Genomic DNA, 23,173 nt, shown 5'->3' on the forward strand with positions numbered 1-23,173 from the left:
AATTTATCATCAATCATTAAATAAATCAAAAAAATGAACAGTCGTGTTATAGGCCAAACGTGTCTATTGGCGTTGACCATCCTACTCCACCTTTCAATGTATTCCCAAATGTCGTCCACTAAAGTTGATGAGTTGGCAAACAAAGCATTGGAAACTTTCGGCGTGGCCGGGGCTTCCGTTGGCATTGTCAAGGATGGGAAGATCGTTCACCTAAAAGGATATGGAGTAAAATCCGTGGACACCAAGCTTCCCATAACCGGGACCACACCATTTGCCATCGCTTCTTTAGGAAAAGCCTTCACTACCACAGCGTTGGCCATTTTGGTGGAAGAGGGTAAAATCTCATGGAATGACAAAGTCATAAAGTATATTCCGGAATTTAAAATGTATGATTCCTATGTAACGGAAAACTTTACCATTAAAGATTTACTGACCCACCGAAGTGGCCTGGGCATGGGCGTAGGTGACCTGATGGGCTACCCCTCCGGTAGTAACTTTACAATTGAGGACGTATTGGAGAGCTTTCAATATTTTGAGCCCAAATCTCCTTTTAGGACCCAGTTCGACTATGACAACCTTTTGTACTGGGTGGCTGGCGAAGTAATAGCAAGAGTAACCGATTCCAGTTGGGAACGTTTTGTGGAGAAAAGTATTTTTGAGCCGCTTCAATTGGAAAACACCTATTCCAGACTTGATAATGTCAAGGATTTGAATCAAGTTGCCGTTCCCCACATAAGCGCGAGCAACGGTATAAGAACAATAGCGCATTTTAGGGAGAACGTAAATGGTGCCGCCGGGGGCATTTTTTCCAGTGCTGAGGACATGTGCAAATGGATGTTGGTTCATCTCAATAATGGCAAATACGGTAAAGACTTACAGAAACAATTGTTCTCATCGGAAAGCCAATATGAAATGTGGAAGATTCATACCGTTATGGATGCCAGCAACGACCCAAGGTACAATTCCCACTTCTTGGGGTATGGTTTGGGGTGGTTCGTATCCGACGTTCGTGGCAATCTCAGTTTGGTACACACAGGTGGTGGGCCAGGCATCATGACCAAAATATGGTTACTTCCAGAAATGAATCTGGGTATTGTTATTTTAACCAACACTAGCGAATCCGGCGGAGCCTTCTTTTCATCGGTTTCCAAAACTATCGCTGATAGTTATCTGGGATTGGACTCAAAAGATTGGGTGAGCGTATACCAACAACGGTTTCAACACCGGCAACAGCAAGGAGACTCTATCACCACGGCAGTTTGGAAAATTATTGATGCCAACAAAAGCCTGCCAATCAATTTTGATGATTACATAGGAACTTACGAAGACAGGTGGTTCGGTAAAATTGAAATCCATAAGAATAATGGGCAGTTATGGTTCAAATCGTACCGCTCACCCAAGTTGACAGGTTCTATGTATCATTACAAGGCCAACACCTTTGCCATAAAATGGGAGGACCGTGATCTTCAGGCCGATGCCTTTGCTTCTTTCGTTCTAAATGAGGAAGGATTGGCCACCGAAATTAGAATGAAAGGCATATCGCCCAACATTGATTTCAGTTACGATTTTCAAGATTTGCTACTCTATCGAGTACTAGACTAAATTTTCAATATTAATTCATCATCAATCAAAAAAATGAAATCACAATTAATTTTAAGCGCCACATTGGGCATTCTGCTTGCTGCTTGCCAAAACAATGCAACTAAAGAAGCATCAATTGAAGATGTACCCGTAAAAATGGAATCTTCCATTGAGCGGGGCAAATATCTAGTGGAAATCATGGACTGTACATCTTGTCATTCTCCAAAAGTTTTCACGCCAAACGGTCCGGTTCCCAATCCTTCCCGACTTTTTGGAGGTTATGATGGTTCGCAGCCATTCCCAGAACTAAGTGACAGTGAAAAGGAGATTGCCAAAAAATGGGTGCTTTTTTATCCAGATCTTACCGCAGCAGTAGGCCCTTGGGGAGTTTCCTTTGCAGGAAACATTTCTTCCAGTGATACCGGGATTGGAACTTGGTCACTCGCCCAATTTAAGAAGGCCCTTACCGAAGGAAAGTTCAAGGGAATTGAAAATAGCAGAACCCTTCTGCCTCCCATGCCATGGCAAGCGTATAAGGCATTGAGTGACGACGACATCAAGGCCATTTATGACTACTTAAAAAGTACTAAGCCTGTAGATAATATTGTGCCATCTCCTATGCTGAATTTTTAGCTCTCCATTTTGGACGCAAGCATCCATTTTGGCTAAAACACTAGCCAAAAGGACTTTTTAGAAACCTTTTTAATAAAAAAACATGACTAGTAAAAGCATTTTAGCGTTTGCGATGTCCTTGTGCGCCATTGTTTTGGCCAATGCTCAGGACATTTTTGAAAGAGCGGCAAAAATAGACAGTTTTTTGACGGCTCAAATTGATGAACACCATATTCCTGCACTTTCTGTCGCCATTATTGAGAATGGTGATGTCAAATGCATCGGTTCCTATGGAATGGCCAATTTGGAATTTAAAGTGCCCAGCACAGAACAAACCTCGTTTCAGTTGGCATCCGTCACCAAATTATTGAGTGCAACAGCGATTGCCATGCTCATAGAGGAGGGAAAGCTGGACTTGGAGGAAAGAGTGAGTCATTATGTAAAAGGCCTTCCCAGCTCATGGGAGTCCATGCTCATTAAAGATTTAGTGGCCCATCAATCGGGCATAGTAGATCTTTTGGCACAGAAAGAAGAGTTCAATTCTGTGGATGAAGCTTTGCAAGCTGCCACTACTGAACCGCTGGATTTTGAACCCGGGACCAAAACCGTTTATGCCGGTGGGGATTATGCTGTAATGATGAAAATAATTGAGAATGTAAGTGGTGTTCCATTTCAGGAATTCATGTCAACCTATCTTTTTGACAAACTTGGAATGAAAAATTCTGGATACAATAACATGGAACAGGATTTTATCTATCGCACCCAAGATATGATGCCCAACGCTGCCACCACTTATGTTTGGGACAGTGAAAAGCAAAGGCAACGCATTTTCTCGATGCTCTTCCCAAAATGGACCTATCCGGCAGGTGGACTTTTTTCTTCTATTGAAGACTTGTCCAAATGGATTGTGGCCTTGGACAAGAACACCCTACTATCGGAAAAATATCAAAACCTGCTTTGGACGCCCATAAAATTAAGGGACGAATCCAACTCCCCTTTTGGTATTGGTTGGATTGTGGACCATTTTGGCGAAGCAACAGCAACTGGTCATAGCGGGGGACCTGCCCTTGCGGATATTATGAGGCTACCTGATAAAAAAATCACGGTGATTGTATTGACAAACCAAATTTCATTGCGCCCCTTTTTAACCTCAAGTGTCTTAAAACTCTATTTGCAAACCGAAGAAAAATAAAGGGTTTTCCTGACCAACAGCAGTTATAAACTTTTACTAATTAATATTCTATGAAAACTTTTAAAAAGGTCATTTTGTGTATGGCCATAACCGGAATTTTAAGCTCGTATGCTTGTTCCAACGATGATGGAGAAGAACCTGTGAATGAACCCCCAACAAGTGAAGTTCCCGCTACCCTAACAGGCGATTGGATGGACTCTTGGAGTTGGTTTATGCAATATGAATTTGAACCATTGTTGTACAATTCCAACACCAAAGTGTGGTTTCGTGGAAGTCATGACGCTTGGTCCATGGACCCGAGGCCTGGTTTTGGCCTTCAAATAGACGACAAAGCAAACTTTATTTGGACCGTAGTGGCAAGTACAAGTACAGGAGGCTGCCAGGTCTATACGGCAGAATATCTTAAAGGAACCGTGAATGTGGAGGACAATAAAATGACCTTTCATCCAACTGTAAGACGTAAAAAATATCACAGTGTTTGCAATCCCGGTAATGATTTTGACCGAGATGAGGATAAAGGCAGCTTCTCTCTAAACTTCAAAATAACGGATGGTGAAAAGTATCACGGAAACGAAGTAAAGGTGCTCACTTTGATACATCCAGATGGCTCTGAAACCGCTTATTCACAAACAAAAATTTAATCTCAACCTCTAAAATAAACATATAATGAAAAAGTCAATCATAAAATTGGCAGGACTACTATTGTCCGCCTTAACCATTTTTTCTTGTCAAAATGATGATGGAGAAGTCATCATGAATCCCTTAACCGCCAACGCGGGGCAGGATAAACAAACTACAGTTGATGTATCCGTTGCGCTTGATGGTATTGCTTCCAAAGATTCTGAAGGAGATACCTTTGATTATCTCTGGAGTGTGAAGACTAAACCTTCCGGTAGTACAGCTACACTAACGGACGATGATACTGCAACACCAGATTTTGAGGCCAATACTGCTGGTGATTACATTGTGGAGTTGGAAATCAGCAAGGACAATTGGACCGACAAGGATGAGGTAAAAATAACTGTTTCCGAAGTGGCCACCCAGCAAATGGTCATCATATCTGAAGACATTACGGAAGACAGGATTCTGAATGATATTTTTCCAGAGGATTACACCAAAATTGATTATTTAATCACTAAACCGATAAAGTCAACCGCTAAGTTGACCATCAATCCGGGTGTTAGGGTTGCTTTTGCAGAAAATGCTGCACTCACCATAACTTCCTCAGGAACCTTGATCTCTGAAGGTGAAGTTGAGGATGAGAAAAAAGTGTATCTGGTAGGTCAAAATGCAACTCCCGGGTATTGGGCAGGTATTTTACTGCAGTCAGATGATGAGCAAAACATCTTAAAATATACTGTAATTAATCATGCTGGTGCCGAAAATGACTTGTATGCCACCAAAGCTGCAGTTTGGATGGACGATTTCAGCAAATTAAGTGTTGAAAGTTCTGTATTTGATGAAAATGAAGGGCTGCAAATCTATGTTGCTCCCAGTGCAGTAATCAATTCCTTTACTACAAACTACTTTAAGGGGTCACTTAACGTTGGGCACGTAATTGCTTTACCGGCCCATGAGGTAAAAAAGATTCAACCAGGCAATCAGTTTTGGGATGGAGATGTTGCTGTAACCACTACGTTTCTGGACAGTGGCGAAATAATAACCTGGGGCCAATACCTCTACACATTGTTGGAAGATCTAAAAATCATTGATGGAACAACCTTGGAATTGCCTCAATATGCCAGTATTACAGTCTCTCAGGACAAACAGATAGCCGCCATGAACGGAGGGGCAATAAAAGCATTGGGAACAGATGGTAAATGGGTAGAGTTTAAAGGTGTAGAAAACGTTGCTGGGTATTGGAAAGGGATTTTCATTCAACATAGTGACAATAATCCTTCTAAATTTGAACATGCCGTGATACAAAATGCGGGAAGTTCACCCTTGGCCGGAAGTCAACCAGCTTCCATTCATTTGGGGCCATACGGTGTTGCATCAATTGACCACACAAATATTAACGAAGGAGCTGGAGATGGCATTGAAGCTACTTCAGAGGGAGCACAAATTACAAGTTTTGTTGAAAATCAAATTCGAGGCCAAGCCGGGTACCCGATGGCAGTTTCGACCAAGAATGTGGCAGTCATTGATTACTATACCCATTTCACCAACAATGGTATTCCAAAGGTTAGGGTTGATGGAAATTATCCTATAGCCAGTGATTTGGAAACCGTTTGGGCTGGGTTTAACCATAGTAATATGAGCTACCACATTAAAGGATTAAGCAAAGACCTAGTTGTTTGGTCTGGCCTAAAATTGGCTGAAGGCGTAATTATTGAAATGGAAAACGACGCCAGGATTGTAGTGGAAGATGCCAATGGCCGTGAGGGTTACATCAATGCTTTGGGCTCAGCAAACAAGCATATTGTTTTCAAGAACACCAATGAAATGGCTGGAAGTTGGTACGGGTTTACTTTCTCCAATAGCAACGCCTCCAACCATTTTGATTATGTGGAAGTTCTACATGGGGGCAAAAAGGTAGCTAATAGCTTTTCAGCAAATATTATCATAGATAATAGTCCAGAAGGAAAACTTACCATATCAAATTCAATTATTGGTTTTAGTGGTCAACATGGCATCTCGGTCTATAATAATCAGAGATCCAATTTGATCGATACCAATATTAGCTATCTAAATATTCCAGAAAGTACTGTTTATGTGTGGTAACTATTTTCCAAAGGGATTAGGGGGCATTCATAAATATTTAATCAGTGTTTAGTTAAGTTGAAACCACCAGATAAAATATTTGGTGGTTTTTTTTTTGATTAAAAAAACATTTAAGTGAAGAGCGAAATAACCTTTCTAAGAATGGCCATTCAAATTGCCAAGGAATCAAAGCAAAAAGGCAATCTGCCTTTTGGATGCATCTTGGTAAATCAACAAGGGGAAGTCCTTTTAACAGGACAAAACACCATAAATTCAGATAAGGATTGCCTTGCCCATGCAGAGGTCAACCTTATTAGGGAAGCCAGCAGGACATTTGATTTTTCATATTTGAACAATTGCACCATATTCACAAGTGTAGAACCCTGCCCTATGTGTACTTCTGCCATTTATTGGAGTGGTATCGGACGATTGGTTTATGCATTGGCCAAGACCACATTTTATGATATTATAGGAAGGGATGGTTCAAATTTGGTTTTTGAAATTCCAGCCATTGAATTGTTGCAAAAAGGAGGTCGAAAAGTAGAAGTTGTTGGACCCATATTGCAAATTGAAGCTTATGATGAATATTTAAAAATATTGGCGATTTAGAAAGCGCATAAATCTAAAAACCAGTTTATATTATTTTCCATAGAATTTTAAGAAGACAGGTTAATGGCTGCTGGCAAATTGTCCGGGATTGATTATTAAGAAACAATACTGTCAAAAACGCGTGAAACTCGGCTTCTTGTTGCAATATTTCCTAACCTACCTATAATTACTTAAGTATACGAGGTATATGTAAAGTCGACTTCAACCTATTCAACTGCCAGAACTTTGTTTAAACCTGTATAGGAATGGGGTCAAACAAAAAAGCTGAACAATTGTTCAGCTTTTCTTTTGCCGGGATGACTGGAAGAAAGTAGCATTTTCAACTACCTTACAGTCAACACTTAATACTGTGTTCCAAAACTGATTAACCAAACTCTAAACTGTCTATAAAACAGCACATTCAGAGGCAAAACTTATGGATGCTTTGCTAGGTAAAAATTAATATAATTTTTAGAATATAGCATAAGGTATGGGTAGCATGATCCTAAGTTTTTTTGTTACCATTATCAATGTAGTACGGAAATCCAAAATCTTATCCGACCAAAGGAGGCCTGTCCGTAGCAAATGGTTGTCTATAACGCCTTCTGCCCGTAGCCTTATAGATAGCATTTGACAAAGCTCCAAATACTGGAGGGAACGGAGGTTCCCCCATCCCTGTGGGATCTACCTCGTTTTTCACAAAATGGACCTCAATATGTTTTGGTGCCTCGGCATGTCGTATCATTTTATAGTTATCAAAATTCTTTTGTTGTGGGCTACCGTCCTTAAAGGTAAGCTCCCCGTACATCGCATTTCCCACACCGTCCACAATGGCACCTTCGGCCATGTTCGCAGCGGCATCCGGATTGATCACGATACCACAGTCTATGGCACAGACCACTTTCTCAACTTTGGGTGTATCCCCGTCCATCACCACATCGACCACATGGGCAGCATAACTGTTGTGACAGAAATAAGCGGATACGCCTCTATGGGTTCCCGATGGTACTTGGGACCAATTGGACTTTTCCCGTACCAACTGCAATACTCCCGCCAGACGTTCGGGATCATACTCATTGTTCTCCCCTACCGGATTGTCCTTGGCGCGCTGTAAAAGCTCCAATCGAAATTCAATGGGGTCCTTCCCTGCCAATTCTGCCACCTCGTCCAAAAAGGCCTGTTCCACACCTGCCATGAAATTGGAGCGTGGTGCCCTAAAGGCTCCTATAGTAATGTTAGAGTTGATTTCCCATTGTTGGGCCAAATAATTATCCACGGCACCTGCCGGGAACCGATTGGCAAAAAGTGGTGTTTCGGGTATACCACCTGCTTTGACCTGAAAGGCGACCAGATTGTTATTTTCATCCAAAGCCGCCTTATAGGTAGCCTGATAGGAAGGTCGGTAAATACCACAGGTCATATCATCCTCCCGCGTATAGACCAACTTCACCGGAGCCTGCGCCTCTTTGGATATCAGGGCCGCCTCCACGGCATAATGGCCATAGGCACGTCTCCCAAATCCACCACCCATTCGGGTAAGCTCTATCTCAATATTCTCAACGGGCATACCCAACCTAGCGGCCACGGTCGGAGCGGTCAATACAGGTGCCTGCAATGGGCCGGCCAATTTGGCCATATCCTCGGTCACATGGGCAAAAAAGTTCATGGGCTCCATGCAATTGTGCGCCAAAAATGGACAGGTGTACGAGCGCTCCAGCGTTTTTGCCGCTGAGGCAAATACCCCCTCGGGATATCCATCCTTCCGGGTGGTCGTACCCGATCTGGTGGCCATTTCATTCATCTGGGCATAATGGTCCTCCGTACTTTCAAGTCCACTAGGAACCTCCACGTCCACTTGGGTGCCAAAACGGTCCATTTTGTGCATGGAATCTGCTATGGTTTCCCATTGCACGTCCAATTGTTTTTTGGCATTCATCACTTCCCAAGTGCTCTTACCTACAATGGCGACCACATCCGTAAAGGCATTGGTATCAAAATAGCCCCTGGTAAAATCCTCTTCCAAGGTCTTTATCTTAAAAACATTTGTGATGCCCGGCATGGACTCGACCCGCGACCCATCAAAAGATTTTAATTGGAGTCCAAAGGCAGGTGGATGGACCACCATGGCCACAAGGGCCCCATCAAACTGATAATCCAATCCGAACAAAGGTTTTCCAGTGACAATTTTCTGGTTTTCCACACTTTTTTGGGAAGTCCCGATAATGGTAAAATCCTTCACTTCCTTCAAGGTAACTTCTTCAGGGATCTCCAACTTTGACGCCTTTGAAGCCATCTCCCCATACCCTGCGGACCTCTCCGATCCTATATGGCTCAGCACTCCATTTGCAACGGTAATCTCAGATGCCGGAACCTGCCAGGTCTCCGCTGCTGCGGCCACCAACATTTGCTTTGCCGTTGCCCCGGCCATACGCAGGCCTTCCCAACGACGTCTAATACCCTGACTACCTCCCGTGAACTGCCATCCATATTCCTCTTGATCGAAATTGGCCTGCTCGACCAAAACATTTTTCCAATCCACATCCAGTTCATCGGCCACGATCATGGGCATGGAGGTGATCACGCCTTGACCAAACTCTGGGTTCGGAGACATAATGGTCACTACCCCATTATCCCCTATTTTTAGGAAAGCATTCATCTCAAACCATTCCTTGGGCATTTCCAAGGCCGCCATGGTCTCTACGTCCTTTGGTTTGCAGGCATTCAATAGACTAAAGCCAAGAACCAGCCCACCACTGGCCAAACTGGTGTTCCTGATAAAAGCCCTTCTCCCTATATGCGTTTTCATTACACTCATCTTATTGTCCTTTAATGGTCTATGTGTTACTTTCCGCAGCCAGTTTCACTGCTTTCTTGATCCTTATATAGGTCCCGCAACGACAGATGTTCCCGTTCATGGCCATTTCGATCTCCTCATCACTGGGGTTAGGGTTCTTCTGCAATAGTGCCGAAGCCGTCATGATCTGTCCGGCCTGACAATACCCACATTGGGGCACATCCACTTCCAACCATGCCTTCTGTACAGGATGGTCCCCATTTTCCGATAAACCTTCGATGGTGCTGATTTCAGAATTGCCGACCATGGAAACCGTCAACATGCAAGATCTGGTCGCCGTACCATCCAAATGGACCGTACAGGCACCACATTGAGCAATACCACAGCCGTATTTGGTCCCCACCAAGTTCAGATGGTCTCGCAATACCCAGAGCATTGGGGTGGATGGATCAACGTCCACCTGATGGGTTTCTCCGTTGATGCTAAGTGTGAAATTTGCCATAATCTTAATTATTTTCTTGAAGTTAAGGAATTTATATTGGAGTCACATGTCAATACCCATCATCCTTTTAGACAGTTTTGTTAAATCTAATAAGTTATAAGCTATGGGCTCTGACAACCATTATTTATTTAGCTTTTTTGCTACGCTATCATAATATTCTTGGGTAAGAACTTCGGTCCAAGTTGTTGGTGTCTCGCCTCCATACAGAGCCAGATAAGTAACATCGCTTTCCTTCGTGGAAGAGTGCCAATGTTCTACGTTTTTTTCACATTTAACAACATCGCCAGCTTTTAATATGACAGGGTCTTTTCCTCTTTCCTGATAATATCCTGCACCGTCAACATAGATCAGGACTTGTGGTGATGAATGTTTATGCCAATCCAATGTAGAATTAGCCTTGAAAGTTGCTTTTGATATGTTATAGCCCAATTCTGTATCATCGTGAATTATGCCATTTAACCAAGCCTCTCCAATATAATGCGTGTTTGGTGCCTTTGTGCCCTCTGTTAAATAAGAGGAAACATCATAATTGGAACTTTGTGCAAATAATGATAGAGGGGCTAAAATTAATAGGGTGAAAACTGAATTTTTCATAGTGTATTTCTTTTACGTTCAAACGATTTTCACAAAGCTACAAAGCCCACAGAATAAATGACTTACCCACACTACGGAATCACCAACCCGAATTACGGATTTGCATTTATTTATATTATTTATTCCGGATGCAAATATTAACTTTATCAAAATGAGTAATGGTATGAATGATATTGTGGATTTATTTACGGTAAACGATTATTGCTCTGGACTTAATCTTTCGGCACTGCATCCTTTGGTCAGTGCCATCAATCTTAATGAGGGCGAATGGTCTGTGGACAAAAAGGCAGGTGCAGTACGGTACCACTTTTATGCCGCATTCCTAAAACAGGGCCAAAATTGCGTATTGAGGTATGGTCGACAGAACTATGATTATCAGGACGGCACGCTGGTATTCCTTGGTCCGGGCCAAGTGGTGGATATTTCAAATTTGGATACGAGCATAAAGCCTTCGGGCCATGCGCTGCTTTTCCATCCGGAATTGATTCGTGGTACCCATCTGGGTAATATCATGGAGCGGTATTCCTTCTTTTCCTATGAGTTACATGAGGCACTTCACCTATCCCTAAAAGAAAGACAAATAGTACTTGATTGCTTCGATAAAATCTCCAATGAGCTTTCACAGAACATCGACAAGCACAGCAAAACAGTTATAATCTCCAACATTGAATTGTTCCTGAACTATTGTACCCGGTTTTACGACCGACAGTTTATAACCCGTGATTCGGCCAATATTGGTGTCGTTGAGCAGTTCGAAACTTCTTTGAATGCCTACATACTTTCAGGTAAGGCCAAAAAGGAAGGGGTGCCATCCGTAAGTTATTTTGCGGAAGAACAGCATCTATCCCCGAACTATTTTGGTGATTTGGTAAAGAAAGAGACGGGAAAGAGTGCAATGGAATTTATACGATATAAATTAATTGAGATTGCAAAGGACAAAATCTTTGACCCCCATAAATCCATTAGTGAGATTGCCTATGAATTGGGTTTCAAACATCCCCAACATTTTAGTCGCTTGTTTAAGAAAAAAGTAGGCTACACACCCAATGAATTCAGGATGTTGAATTGAGAAGGGTTAACCTGTAATAAAAAAAAGGCACTATAAAACTAGTGCTTTTTTTCGGGATAACTGGAAGAAAGTAGTTCTCACAACTCCTAACAATCAATATTTTACACCAATATAAAGACTTGATTAACCGAACTCTAAACTGTAATTAAAACAGTACAATCAGAGGCAAAAATTAGTGATATTTTGCATACCAAATTTATACAAAAATTCTTTAGCTGGATTATTTTATTGTGTAAAAGGCTTTCATCAAAGCTATTATCACAAAAAATCAAGTTAACAATAATATCTCTCTCTTGGCAATGAACTATGAAGTTTTAAATGGTTTTTAATTGTCCAAAATGGTAAATCAGTATAAAGAATTATTAGAGAAATAGTCTAAGTGTATTGTTTTTCAAATTCGCGATAAGAAAGTAGCATCTTCAGAAGCAAAAATATAGTTTTAAAAAGTTTTCATTGCTAATTTTTTTGATGTTTGAAAGAATGTAATAGTAAAAATAATTCAACTTGCAACGTATATATTGTCATCGAGCCACCCTTCCAGATGCGTCCCCAGAAAGCAATTTCATAACTTCATCTACAGTTACAAGATTGGCATCTCCCTGTATGGTGTGCTTAAGACATGAAGCCGCTACAGCAAATTCCAGTGCTTTTTGATTATCATTTGGCCAAGTTTTAAGACCATAGATGAGACCTCCCATAAAGCTATCACCACCACCAACACGGTCAACAATATGGGTTATTTGATAGGTAGGGGATTTATACATTGTATTGCCATCATACATTACTCCTGCCCATGTATTGTGGGAAGCACTAATGGAGCCTCTAAGGGTAGTAATAACTTTTTTTGCATTTGGGAACTTTTTCATCATTTGCTGACATACCGAAAGAAAGGCCTCTGCAGTCACATCATGACCTGACTTATGTACATCCAACCCCTCGGGATGAATCCCAAAATGCTTTTGGGCATCTTCTTCATTGCCCAGAATAACATCGCAATGCGAAACCAATTGGGTCATTATCTCTTCCGGTTCCTTTCCATATTTCCAAAGTTTGGCCCTGTAATTTAAGTCTGTTGATATGGTAAGTCCCATCTTATCTGCAACTTCAACGGCTTCCAGACAAGCATCGGCCGCTCCTTGTGAGATTGCGGGTGTGATACCCGTCCAATGGAACCAATCGGCTCCATCAAACGCTTTCTTCCAATCCACCATTCCCGGTTTAATCTCGGACATAGCGGAATGGGCCCTGTCGTAAACTACCTTACTGCCCCGGCTCACCGCTCCGGTTTCCAAAAAATAAATGCCCAATCGGTCTCCCCCAAAAACAATGTGATCCGTTCCCACATTTCGTTTTCGCATTTCCATTAGGGCACATTCGCCAATATCGTTTTTGGGCAATCGGGTCACAAAATCAACCGGGATTCCATAATTGGCCAAGGATACTGCAACGTTGGATTCTCCTCCACCATAAATGACCTCAAAACTGGTTGCCTGTGAGAAACGTTTAAATCCTCTCGGGGCCAACCGTAACATAATTTCACCAAAGGTGACTACTTTCTTCATTTGTAAAGAGCTTTTATTTTTTTAATTCACTTTATTTAAACAAAAGGGCACGCTACCTACGCTACTAATTTTTGCGTGCCCTTTTCAAACTAATAAACTATTCAATCTTACTATTATCTGCAATCGCACCAAAATCTTCCGTAGGTATCGGCTTTTTATGCCAGTACGAAGCCAAAATGGAGCCGGTAATGTTCATCAGAGGTCCAAAAACGGCCGGGGCCAGTCCCATGGTGGCAATCTTTCCAAGAGAATTGGCAATTCCTGATGCCAATCCGCCATTTTGCATGCCCACTTCAATGGCGATTGTTCTCGCATCCCTTTCCGGCATTTTGACCAAGCGGGCAAATCCATATCCAAGAAAATATCCAAAAAGATTATGGATCAGTACAAGGGCGATCAAAATACCGCCAATGTCCAACAGGCTATCCCTACCAGCAGCGGTAATCACAACAATTATCAGCCCAATACCAGCCATTGAAACCAAGGGCATTGCTTTATCAAGCCATTGAGTCCTTTTTCCCAAAAGTCTATTGAACAGCAGCCCCAATCCAATGGGCAGTATAATCATTTTAACAATGCTCCACATCATTGTAAGTACATCAATTTCAACAAACTCCCCAGCTAAAAACTTCATCAACAACGGGGTAACAAAGGGAGCAATAAGTGTGGCTATGGATGTAATGGTAATGGACAAGGCCAGATTGGCATTCGCCAGATATGCCATTACGTTGGAAGCCACTCCGCTTGGGGAACAACCTATGAGTACTATCCCCGCAGCTATCTCAGGAGGCAATCCACTAACATTGGCCAGAATAAATCCAACAATGGGCATGATTGCCAATTGTGCAATGACCCCAACTATTACTCCTCTCGGCGTTTTTACCACCGCTGCAAAATCTTTTAGACTCATTGAAGTCCCCATACCAAACATAATGATCTGAATGAGTGGTATAATAAGGCCTGTAAGTTTAAAGCCTGCTATTTCAATAAAGTAATTGGGATAGAACATGGCCAACGAGACACCAACAAAAATCATTGCCGTGAATATGTAACCTTTAAGAACTTTATACCCACTGAAACCGAATGCCAAGGCCGCAAAGAACCCTATGAAGAGCGGTCCCATTTCTGAAGTTTTGCCCAAAAACAGCATTACAAGGCAAATCAAAAAAAGCAGGGCAGCCAAACCGAATGCTACGGTATATTTGTTTAGTTTTTTCATACTATTAAATTCTTTGTGCTCGATTATTTCAATTTTTGAATAAGGTCAAGGGTTTCTTTTACCTTCGCGGCCAAGCTGTCAAAATCGCCAGTGGCCAAGATTTCTTTGGATATCAATTTAGAACCCATACCAACACATGTTACTCCTGCTTGGAACCAGGATTTAAGATTTTCCTCTGTTGGGGACACTCCACCAGTGGGCATAATGCTGGTCCATGGACATGGCCCTTTTATGGCCTTAACAAAAGCAGGACCATAGATATCACCTGGGAAAAGTTTTACGATCTCGCAACCCAATTCCTCTGCCCTAGCGATTTCTGTCAACGACCCACAGCCTGGCGACCAAAGAACTTTTCTCCGATTGCAAACCAACGCAATATCCTCTCTCAATACAGGGGTCACCACAAAGTTGGCTCCCAGTTGCATATACAGGGATGCAGCGGCAGCGTCGGTCACTGAGCCAACACCAAGAATCATCCCGGGAAGTTCTTTTAGGGCATATTGGTTGAGCTGCTCAAAAACATTGTGGGCAAAATCGCCTCTACTGGTAAACTCCAATAAACGTGCTCCTCCATCATAACAGGCCTTGAGAACTTTTTTTGCCAGTTCCGGGTCCTGATGAAAGAAAAGGGGCACCAATCCAGTTTCGTGCATGGCCGAAGCCACTTCCAATCTTGTATATTTTGCCATAGTATTAATTTCAATTTTTATGGATAGTTTAATAACTACCTCACTTTAGTGTCCGTTCGTTTTATGTATGAAAAAGGGTGCCCACTTTTTGGATACACCCTTTCACTAACTAACAAACTGGACTAACAAACTTGATTATCGCTATTTTTTAAAATGAACTTTTGGTATGAGTGTGGACTCGACTATGACTTTATCACTTTAATTCGATAAATGTCATCTCCTGCTTTAGCATGTAGTCAGGAATCTCTACCGTTCCAATAACACTTCTTCTTATCTCAAACTCATCTCCATTCTCTTCCGCATAACCATATCCATGGGTATCAAACACTATGGGTATATTGTTATAGGTTCCAACGAAAAGCTGGCTGTGCCCACTATTACTGACTTGAATAGTGGTAAACGCATCATGGGACCCAATGGCACTCATTTGTGCCTCTTTTCCCGCTTCCGGTGATATGGTATGCGGTTCTGGGGCAAACATTGAAAGCAATACCCCATTGGAAGGAAATTTGAAACCAAAACAACCAAATAGATCTGCAAGAATAGTGGTATGGTTTCGACCGTACCAACCTCCTGTCCAATCATAGACCAAATCCAAAAGTTTTGTTGCTTGCGTGATGATATTCTTTTTGGTATAGGGCAAGTAACCTACGGAGACATCTGCTTGTTCCTTCAGCCAAGCTTCTTGAATGACCAAAGTGCCATCTATTTTTCTGGTCGGCACCAAAACAATACTCGGATTCCCCTTTTTGTAAGCCATTTGAGTAGACATCCCCATCCATCCAGAAACCAAGGAACCTTCTTTATCGGAATAAAACGGAACGCTTTCCCCAGTTACTACCAGGAAATCTTCGGACTTTACCAGACTATTGATTTCACTTTCCTCACCAAGAGCGATTTGCTCTGACCGGACCCATCCAATCCCCTTTTCTGATACAACCAAAAGAAATCCTTTGGAAGCCGATGAATGTATGACCTGAACTTTTTCACCCAAGGACAGAACATCCAAATTCCACATATCCCAACGGGCCTTACCATTGTTTGACATACCAATATTCTCATCTCGCAACGAGGGAATTATCCTGAGAAGCGTTTTGGAGACTGTTATGCCTGATTTTGGATTTGCTTCTTCCAGCACTTGGGACAAGGCCATCTCAGCCTTGAAAGATTCCAACTCTGCTTGACTGTATTCCACAGCAAGTCGATTTCCAAAACTTCCCCTTTCCAAGTAAACCATCTGTTTTTCAATGGCATTCTTGGTCAATTGGGTCAGTTCTTCTGGAGACATTTTACCTAAGTTGGGAATATAGGGCAATAATCCAGGTCTGCTTCGCATCTGCCATCCTATCCTTCGAGCTGAAAGACTGTCCAAGTCCGTTTCCCACAGCTTCATCCGTTTCTGATAACCATTGTTCATTTTTTGTATGGATTCCACAGAAAGAATTACTTTATCTGGCGCATCCATTTGGTTGACCCAGTACGCTGCGCTCCTCATTTCAGGGAGTGTCTCTTTAATGACATCCGGAGCGCGCCAATATAGGTTACGGGCATGTTCGGGCCTTTCTTGGGCAAATGCATTCGCAAGATGAAATAGTATCAACACTACTAAAAAACACTTCAGCATCAATGGTTTGATCAGATCAATAGCTTTGGATATACTCATAGGTGTTAGTATTTTAAAAGATTGACCAATACTTTCTTGGCTACCACCGCATTTGGCTCCTTACTTGAAAGGTGCGGAATTAAATGTAATGTTGAAATGGTGACATTCCCCTTCCCCAAGGGTATACGACCCAAGGCGGTCAAAATCTGTTTGGACCCTTGATTGCCCAATGCAACAATAAGATCTAAGCCTAAATAGTCGAGCATGATGCCTTGAACTTGGGCATAATCGCCCATATGTGCACCTTTATAGAAGCATTGGTATTCCCAACTCATACTTTCACCTTGGGGAAGTCCTGTGAGTACTGGGCTCAACCCTGTAAAAAGTCGGCCAGAACCACCCCATCTTTTGATGCCTTCACCATCATAGAATTTGGGGACTCTTTTTAGTCTAGCGTCAATTTGTTCGGCAACCTTATCCGCTTGAGTAAGTACAATAAGGGACATTCCATTTTCCACCCTGTCCAAAATGTCTTGCAACAATTCCGGTGCAATGCCTTCTTCAGGCTGATTTCCTATAATCAAAACATCTGTTTGGGGAGCACCTTTGACAAATGAAGTGGTTTCTTTATTCATATACTGGCTGAGAAAATCGCTCACTGTGCCATCATTTTCCAATACCGCGATGGAACCTTTCAAAGAAGTCCCACTATCAAGTTCAACTGAAAATATTTTGTCAAATCCAGTGGCTTTTGCCTGCCCATTGGAATTCAGGCTAGCATTGAGAACATAATGCCCAGGCTTGTCTATGGGTGGCAACTGAACACTTTCAACCAACATCTGGCCAAATTCTTCCCCTCCCTTTACACTTACCGAATAGTTTTTTTCAAACAAGGTATTGCCCTGTATATCCGTTAAAGTGAGTTCTAAATTATGCCGTCCCCGAAGGTTTTTCTCATTGATGAGATAAATGTCCGCAATGGGGGCCTTTCCCGTTGGGATGACCTTGTTCCTTAACTTAACTGCTACATAAAGGGGTTGGGTGTAGTGCCTTATGATGGATGGATCAGCGGTAGGGTTTCGATACATATCCACTACATCCGTGCGGGTTGATGCGGAGGCCCATCCGTTCATATTATAGGCATCAGCAATATTGCCCATTCTTACATTCTCAATGTTTCGACCATGGAAGTAATGTAGATTCCTTCCCAAACTCATGGTAAGACTATCCACATTGGGATAGGCCGTTCTAAATCCGGTTTCGTCCAAAAAGCGATCATAATGCTCATACCAATCCAAGTGCTCTCGCTCCCTAAATCCCGTACTGCTGGTCTCTTCTATTTCTTCTTTAATCTTCTGTAGCCGTACCATGGTTCCAAAAGCGCCTTCCTCACCAAAGAAAATTACCTTTTTCTTGTTCAACTGATATAAGGAGTCCTTGGCCAAGGGTACCCTTGCAGCATTGATTACACCCCTTAAATAGAATTTGGGGTTACGGTACATGTCATCAGTATAGCCCGAATAAGAATACCAATGGTGTTGGTCCCACCAACCCCCATAGATGAGTCCTGGTTTAAAGGGCAGTGCATGAAGTTCGAAGGGGTCGTTAGGCTTGTTCCGATAATATTCGTCTCCAGATTTGCCTATGTCGCTCCCACTGTTATAGGTAAGCACTCTGGAAGGATCCAACTCGTGGACCATCTCCATATCCTTCACATCTTCTTCATTGGGGGGATTGGTTTCTTCATTTTTCAGATTGTAAATCACCATGGAAGGAAAGGAACGGTCTCTAATGACCATTCGGCGCAATTTTTCGCTTCGCCATTTATAGGCTTGTTCGTCCGGACCTGCAATACTGTCCCAGCGATTGGCAGTTACCCGATACCCTCCGGGCTCTTCATAGGTGAAAAGTCCGGCCTCATCTGCATAATCAAAAACCAAAGGCTGTCCAATGGCTCTATGCATCAACATCGTATTAAGTCCAAAATCATATAGGGCGTCTTTATCCCTTTCTGCCATTTCTGGGGTGGGAAAAATACCATTCTTGGGCCAAAATCCACGTGTCATCGCGGCAAGCATGAAGACCCTTTTCCCATTTAAATAAAATCGTTTATCACCATTCTTTTCCTTTACATCAAACCAGCGGAAGCCAAAGCGTTGACTTTGGTTATCCACTATCTTATTCCCATCAATAAAAGAGACGGTAGCCTCATAAAGTTGAGCATGCCGCTCAGTCTCTGGTTTGTTAATGGTGAGTTCCCAAAGTTTGGCTTGGGATACGGTTGCAGAAACCTCGAACGTATTGGATTCTGAGTTTAGTTCAGTATTGATTGTCTTACCCCATACTTCTGCATTGGGATTCCCCATTTCGTGCAGCGAAACTTTCAACTGCCCCTTTTGGGGCGTTCCAGACCAATTTTCCACAGTGGTAATCACCTTTACCTTTTTGGGGTTCGGCTGGTTTTGAACGTAGATATCGCTGATGGTTATGTTCTTATCCAAGGCTTTGAGCATCACATCGCCCGTGATTCCCCCAAAACCATGCACGGCGGGAACTAAATTGTCTCCCCAACGCATCAAGGTATTGTCATTCCAGGAAAAACTTCCTACCGGATCGGTAATCCTAATATCGAGATAGTTCTTACCTCCGAAAACAACTGCTTCAGTGGCATCAACATCAAAAGGGGTATTCCCGATGACATCATATCCCACCAACTTTCCATTTACAAATACCTCTGCCCTGAGATTGACCGATTGGAAGGCCAAAAGAATACGTTTGCCTTTCAGCGAAGCATCCAAGTCAAAAGTTCGACTCCACCAGGAAACTCCAATAAAATCACCCCCGGTATCAGGAACTACTCCTCCAATTTCACCCCAATAGTGTTCTTCCACTGTTCCGGGAACATTGGTCTCAATGGCCGCTGGATTTCCATGCAGTTTATCCCAGCCACCCGTAGGAGGGTTGACCGGCAATTTAGAAATGTCCACTGGGGGAAGGTAAACCTCATCATTATACCATAAGGCACCGTGATCGAGCCACAATTTCCAGGGAGCGTTGGACAACTCTCTCTCCCATCTTCCATTTTGCCCAATAGCGCTGACGCCATAAAACGCCATTACCATTACAAGGACAAAAAACTTGACCTCATTCAATTTTTTTAAAAAACCCATAATGTCTGTTCAATTTATTATTGATACCGCGTATACAATCGGACTTCTGTTTAGGGCACCTTATTTTGGTGCTCCAATTTTAGTAGGAATGCTATATATCTTACTGAGGGAAGTGATATAAAGCGTTTTCATATCAGGTCCACCAAAAGCTAGGTTCACTGGATAATCCGGCACATAAATTATGCCCTGGAATTCCCCTTTATTATTGAAAAGTTGTACCCCTGCAAAAGTGGCCACATAAAGATTGCCTTTGGCATCCACCTTCATTCCATCGGCTCCTGATGATTTTTCAAGCTTATCCAGGACATCACCTGTTAGATAGAGCTCTGCAAATTTTCGCCCATTGGTAATAGTACCATCTTCCTGAACATCATACGCCCAGATAAAATTCTCTTTATCACTGTTCACATTCCATGATTCACGATCATCATACGTATTGTTGATGTACAAGGTTTTACCATCAGGACTTAACGCAATTCCATTGGGCATGGCAAAGGAGTCAGGTTCCAAAAGCCTTGTCAAATTACCATCAGGACTGAGGTAATATGCAGTTCTACCCGGTTGGTTTTTAACAGCGTCGGCCGTGAATTGTGGGTCCGTAAAGTATATGCCTCCTTTACTGTCCACTACTAAATCATTGGGACCATCAAGTGGTTTGCCATCATATCGATTGGCTAGAACTTTTAGGATATTTCCCTTTGTATCCATTTTGAGTACACGGTGACCAAACATATCACATACGGCCAAGGTTCCATCCTCCAAAGCGGTGATTCCATTGGTCTGCATCTTATTCTGAACGATATTTCGATAGGAACCATCTGGGTCCATTTCCACGAGGCTACTTTTCTTGGGGTCTCCATTGAAGTTTTCATCAAAATACATGTTCGAAAAGTATAGCTTGCCGTTCTGCCAAGCAGGTCCTTCGGTAAACACAAGCGTTGGTTCGGATTCCGAGCCGTTGATCAATAATTCTGCCTTAGCGCCCTCAGGAACTATGCTGTGATAGCCTTCCAGCCTTGCCTTATTATTGGCATCATAATCTGTTCTAGGAGGGAAAAAGACATCCATTGCATCACATCCGTAAGGGCCAAGATTTCCACCATGTACCAAATTTGGAGGTAGGTTTACAATATCACCATCCTTCATTTGTACAATAGTGTCCAAAATGATTTCATCTATCCATCCCCTAAAAGCCAACATGGTTTGCTCCTCTGGGTGAATATGTCGTGCAAAAACGGTATTGGGGTTCATACGCAAAAAACTCATTTGAACACCATTCCCAGATATAATCCTGGAATTGGCCCCAGGAACCAACTCAGCATATTGAAGTTCATCAAGGTTCATAATGACACCGGGGTCCACATTGGGTTCCACTGGGAAACCATCGATGGAAATAGGTGTAGGGATGTCCCCTTTGTATCCTACTGCCTTAAGATAAAAAGAGGGTACAGGACTATACACCTCAAGAATTTTGGCCCCATCGGTCCCGGCTTTAACTGAACTTTGTGCACCATTCTGAAGATAAACGAATTCATGTTTGGGAGCACTACCCTTCAATGGACCAGGTTCCTCTCTAGGTCGTGCTATAAGAGTATGAGGCTCCCCATCTATTATCTCTTCCACTTCACCTTCCAATACGAAAAGAAAACGTTCACCCTCTATTGTCCTAATTGGCATTCTAGTATCCGGTTCCATATCAATGAGTGCCATAAGGGCTCCCATTCCCCAATATATCTTCGCCGTAACACCTATTTCAAGTGTAACCTTCTCCAAATTTTTCACATTAGTCACCTTGGCATCTTCTAGGTTTGATATTATGCCAGTATTTGGAACATCTGTTCGGGTGCGCCCTGTAACCTCATATTCAGTAATTACCTGTTCATTGACACCTGCCCAGTCCGGCTTTTTTTCGGTTTTACAGGCCGAGATTATTAAGAGGAGGCATAATGCCCAAAATGTTTTTTTCATAGTTTTCATCTTTTGTTTAGGTTTTAAAGTTTTGCAGCTTGTCTCGCCAATAATTTCCATTTTCCATTTTCTATACGCCATACAAGAAGGATTCCAAATTTCAGTGTTCCAGTCTCCCCATTGTTAGTGTAATTTGTTGTTAAAAAATGCCTCACAATACCAACGTCATCAAGAATTTGGACTGTTTGGTCTTTAATTTCGATTGTTTCAAAATGAAAAGGTCCTTGGGTCAATCCATAGATAATCTGTTCTTTATTTTCTATGAGGCCGCCCGAATGTCCATAGCTAAGCTGATCTGAAAATAGTCCACCCAAAACATCAGCATCTGGTTCAAGCATGGCATGAATCAACAATGCCGTAGCCTCTTCAAGGTTCTTCTCTTTATCAGCCATGGTTATTTTTAGCATTTTTTCAACATAGTTCCGTAAATCTGGATTGCCCACTTCCGCTTTTATGTGTGAAGGCAATTCCCGTGCATACCACTTTACCTCATAGGTCAAGGACTCCCCACTTTCAAGATTTTCATAGGGCCCTTGATTTTCCAATTCTGCATAGGTCTTTTCTTTATTCACATAGAGTTCGATGTTTGACTCTCCAGGGGCAAATTCATCCTTGCTCACAACAGGAAAGCTCTTAGCGAACAGAATGCCATCCTTCACATAAGCCATCCATCCCGCTCCACCTTCCATAAATAATTTTTGGGGTGAACTTGTATCAGAATCATAGGGATACCAAATCATTCCGATTTTATCTTGAGTGGTGGGAAGTGGATATACGTTGTTGGGTCTTGGCAGATCAGTTTCGTTTCTTTTGGGCATAAATGCCAGCCCTCCAGTGGGAACTCGGGTAACCTCCCAAGCAGCAACCTCCTGTGATGTTTCAGCTATGTTTTTAATGGAATACTTGATGGTTATAGAAGTATCTGGATTGCCCATGAACTTCTTTGTGAATTGAAAACCTCTCTCGGTATCCGCTTCACTGACCAAGCTCAAAACATCGGAACTTTTGGATTTCTCCATATAAACACCACGATCCAATGAGCCATGACCTTTCCATTTTCCTTCTGGAGCCAACCATAATGTTGAGCCATAGAAAAAAGGGTGAATTTCTTTTCCAGCAATGGTTTCCTGACCTCCTATCTTAAAAGAAGTAATCTTGGCCCCACTGTTTGCGTCTATTTCCATTTCAAGGTCCGAAACCTTCAATTTAAACTGGTTGTTTTCAAGTTTGGAAATCCTGTCTTGGGCATATCCCCCGTGGAAGAGGCCTATCAGCAAACAACATAGAAAGTACCTATTGCTATTCATTTTACTCTTTGGTTTGTCAT

Annotated in this window: 17 protein-coding genes; 7 read left to right on the forward strand and 10 right to left on the reverse strand. The window is 42.4% G+C overall.

Annotated elements, in window-relative coordinates; translation table 11 throughout:
• Nucleotides 1-33 precede the first annotated feature (33 nt).
• The 6 genes from FG28_RS19555 (at nucleotide 34) to FG28_RS19580 (ending at nucleotide 6,697) form a co-directional block, all read left to right on the forward strand.
• Nucleotides 34-1,602 carry a serine hydrolase gene (locus tag FG28_RS19555; RefSeq protein ID WP_036385789.1) on the forward strand — a complete coding sequence of 523 codons (1,569 nt, stop codon included), beginning with the start codon at nucleotides 34-36 and terminating at the stop codon, nucleotides 1,600-1,602.
• Nucleotides 1,603-1,635: 33 nt separating this feature from the next.
• Nucleotides 1,636-2,214 (forward strand): c-type cytochrome, encoded by a 579-nt coding sequence (locus FG28_RS19560; protein WP_036385791.1) that lies wholly within the window; start codon nucleotides 1,636-1,638, stop codon nucleotides 2,212-2,214.
• A gap of 82 nt (nucleotides 2,215-2,296) precedes the next feature.
• Entirely contained in the window at nucleotides 2,297-3,385 is a 1,089-nt protein-coding gene (locus tag FG28_RS19565; RefSeq protein ID WP_081894460.1) for a serine hydrolase, read from the forward strand.
• Between the two features lie 50 nt (nucleotides 3,386-3,435).
• Nucleotides 3,436-4,026, forward strand: coding sequence for a hypothetical protein (locus tag FG28_RS19570; protein WP_036385795.1), 591 nt, complete (start codon nucleotides 3,436-3,438; stop codon nucleotides 4,024-4,026).
• Nucleotides 4,027-4,051: 25 nt separating this feature from the next.
• Entirely contained in the window at nucleotides 4,052-6,109 is a 2,058-nt protein-coding gene (locus FG28_RS19575; RefSeq protein ID WP_036385796.1) for a hypothetical protein, read from the forward strand.
• Between the two features lie 114 nt (nucleotides 6,110-6,223).
• Entirely contained in the window at nucleotides 6,224-6,697 is a 474-nt protein-coding gene (locus FG28_RS19580; protein WP_036385799.1) for a nucleoside deaminase, read from the forward strand.
• A 532-nt stretch (nucleotides 6,698-7,229) separates the two neighbouring features.
• On the opposite strand, the gene FG28_RS19585 is transcribed toward FG28_RS19580, so the two are convergent.
• From FG28_RS19585 to FG28_RS19595, 3 genes are all read right to left on the reverse strand, one after another.
• Nucleotides 7,230-9,491, reverse strand: coding sequence for a xanthine dehydrogenase family protein molybdopterin-binding subunit (locus tag FG28_RS19585; RefSeq protein WP_036385801.1), 2,262 nt, complete (start codon nucleotides 9,489-9,491; stop codon nucleotides 7,230-7,232).
• A 19-nt stretch (nucleotides 9,492-9,510) separates the two neighbouring features.
• Complete coding sequence (locus FG28_RS19590) at nucleotides 9,511-9,972, reverse strand: (2Fe-2S)-binding protein (protein ID WP_036385803.1); 462 nt, start codon at nucleotides 9,970-9,972, stop codon at nucleotides 9,511-9,513.
• A 120-nt stretch (nucleotides 9,973-10,092) separates the two neighbouring features.
• Nucleotides 10,093-10,566, reverse strand: coding sequence for a cupin domain-containing protein (locus FG28_RS19595; protein ID WP_036385805.1), 474 nt, complete (start codon nucleotides 10,564-10,566; stop codon nucleotides 10,093-10,095).
• A 151-nt stretch (nucleotides 10,567-10,717) separates the two neighbouring features.
• Between FG28_RS19595 and FG28_RS19600 the strand changes: the two genes are divergently transcribed.
• Entirely contained in the window at nucleotides 10,718-11,635 is a 918-nt protein-coding gene (locus tag FG28_RS19600; protein WP_231562659.1) for an AraC family transcriptional regulator, read from the forward strand.
• Nucleotides 11,636-12,156: 521 nt separating this feature from the next.
• Here the strand turns inward: FG28_RS19600 and FG28_RS19605 are convergent.
• The 7 genes from FG28_RS19605 to FG28_RS20340 all read right to left on the reverse strand — a co-directional run bounded on the left by FG28_RS19605 (nucleotide 12,157) and on the right by FG28_RS20340 (nucleotide 23,153).
• Entirely contained in the window at nucleotides 12,157-13,197 is a 1,041-nt protein-coding gene (locus FG28_RS19605) for a sugar kinase (RefSeq protein ID WP_036385807.1), read from the reverse strand.
• 97 nt (nucleotides 13,198-13,294) lie between these two features.
• Complete coding sequence (locus tag FG28_RS19610; RefSeq protein ID WP_036385809.1) at nucleotides 13,295-14,416, reverse strand: bile acid:sodium symporter family protein; 1,122 nt, start codon at nucleotides 14,414-14,416, stop codon at nucleotides 13,295-13,297.
• 23 nt (nucleotides 14,417-14,439) lie between these two features.
• On the reverse strand, nucleotides 14,440-15,105 hold the full coding sequence (locus tag FG28_RS19615) for a bifunctional 4-hydroxy-2-oxoglutarate aldolase/2-dehydro-3-deoxy-phosphogluconate aldolase (protein WP_036385811.1): 666 nt from the start codon (nucleotides 15,103-15,105) through the stop codon (nucleotides 14,440-14,442).
• Nucleotides 15,106-15,298: 193 nt separating this feature from the next.
• Nucleotides 15,299-16,768 (reverse strand): hypothetical protein, encoded by a 1,470-nt coding sequence (locus FG28_RS19620; protein ID WP_036385813.1) that lies wholly within the window; start codon nucleotides 16,766-16,768, stop codon nucleotides 15,299-15,301.
• Between the two features lie 5 nt (nucleotides 16,769-16,773).
• Complete coding sequence (locus tag FG28_RS19625; protein WP_036385815.1) at nucleotides 16,774-19,878, reverse strand: glycoside hydrolase family 2 protein; 3,105 nt, start codon at nucleotides 19,876-19,878, stop codon at nucleotides 16,774-16,776.
• Between the two features lie 60 nt (nucleotides 19,879-19,938).
• A complete protein-coding gene (locus FG28_RS19630) occupies nucleotides 19,939-21,846 on the reverse strand; it encodes an SMP-30/gluconolactonase/LRE family protein (protein WP_036386924.1) in 1,908 nt (635 codons plus the stop codon).
• Nucleotides 21,847-21,869: 23 nt separating this feature from the next.
• Nucleotides 21,870-23,153 carry a DUF4380 domain-containing protein gene (locus FG28_RS20340; RefSeq protein ID WP_197062638.1) on the reverse strand — a complete coding sequence of 428 codons (1,284 nt, stop codon included), beginning with the start codon at nucleotides 23,151-23,153 and terminating at the stop codon, nucleotides 21,870-21,872.
• Between the last annotated feature and the right edge of the window lie 20 nt (nucleotides 23,154-23,173).

It is taken from the genome of Muricauda sp. MAR_2010_75 (assembly GCF_000745185.1).
GTDB lineage: Bacteria > Bacteroidota > Bacteroidia > Flavobacteriales > Flavobacteriaceae > Flagellimonas.

Excerpts from the sequence above, each read along its gene's own strand:
- FG28_RS19555 (WP_036385789.1), top strand. The coding sequence starts at position 34 with ATGAACAGTCGTGTTATAGGCCAAACGTGTCTATTGGCGTTGACCATC.
- FG28_RS19560 (WP_036385791.1), top strand. The coding sequence starts at position 1,636 with ATGAAATCACAATTAATTTTAAGCGCCACATTGGGCATTCTGCTTGCT.
- FG28_RS19565 (WP_081894460.1), top strand. The coding sequence starts at position 2,297 with ATGACTAGTAAAAGCATTTTAGCGTTTGCGATGTCCTTGTGCGCCATT.
- FG28_RS19570 (WP_036385795.1), top strand. The coding sequence starts at position 3,436 with ATGAAAACTTTTAAAAAGGTCATTTTGTGTATGGCCATAACCGGAATT.
- FG28_RS19575 (WP_036385796.1), top strand. The coding sequence starts at position 4,052 with ATGAAAAAGTCAATCATAAAATTGGCAGGACTACTATTGTCCGCCTTA.
- FG28_RS19585 (WP_036385801.1), bottom strand. The coding sequence starts at position 9,491 with ATGAGTGTAATGAAAACGCATATAGGGAGAAGGGCTTTTATCAGGAAC.
- FG28_RS19590 (WP_036385803.1), bottom strand. The coding sequence starts at position 9,972 with ATGGCAAATTTCACACTTAGCATCAACGGAGAAACCCATCAGGTGGAC.
- FG28_RS19595 (WP_036385805.1), bottom strand. The coding sequence starts at position 10,566 with ATGAAAAATTCAGTTTTCACCCTATTAATTTTAGCCCCTCTATCATTA.
- FG28_RS19600 (WP_231562659.1), top strand. The coding sequence starts at position 10,718 with ATGAGTAATGGTATGAATGATATTGTGGATTTATTTACGGTAAACGAT.
- FG28_RS19605 (WP_036385807.1), bottom strand. The coding sequence starts at position 13,197 with ATGAAGAAAGTAGTCACCTTTGGTGAAATTATGTTACGGTTGGCCCCG.
- FG28_RS19610 (WP_036385809.1), bottom strand. The coding sequence starts at position 14,416 with ATGAAAAAACTAAACAAATATACCGTAGCATTCGGTTTGGCTGCCCTG.
- FG28_RS19615 (WP_036385811.1), bottom strand. The coding sequence starts at position 15,105 with ATGGCAAAATATACAAGATTGGAAGTGGCTTCGGCCATGCACGAAACT.
- FG28_RS19620 (WP_036385813.1), bottom strand. The coding sequence starts at position 16,768 with ATGAGTATATCCAAAGCTATTGATCTGATCAAACCATTGATGCTGAAG.
- FG28_RS19625 (WP_036385815.1), bottom strand. The coding sequence starts at position 19,878 with ATGGGTTTTTTAAAAAAATTGAATGAGGTCAAGTTTTTTGTCCTTGTA.
- FG28_RS19630 (WP_036386924.1), bottom strand. The coding sequence starts at position 21,846 with ATGAAAAAAACATTTTGGGCATTATGCCTCCTCTTAATAATCTCGGCC.
- FG28_RS20340 (WP_197062638.1), bottom strand. The coding sequence starts at position 23,153 with ATGAATAGCAATAGGTACTTTCTATGTTGTTTGCTGATAGGCCTCTTC.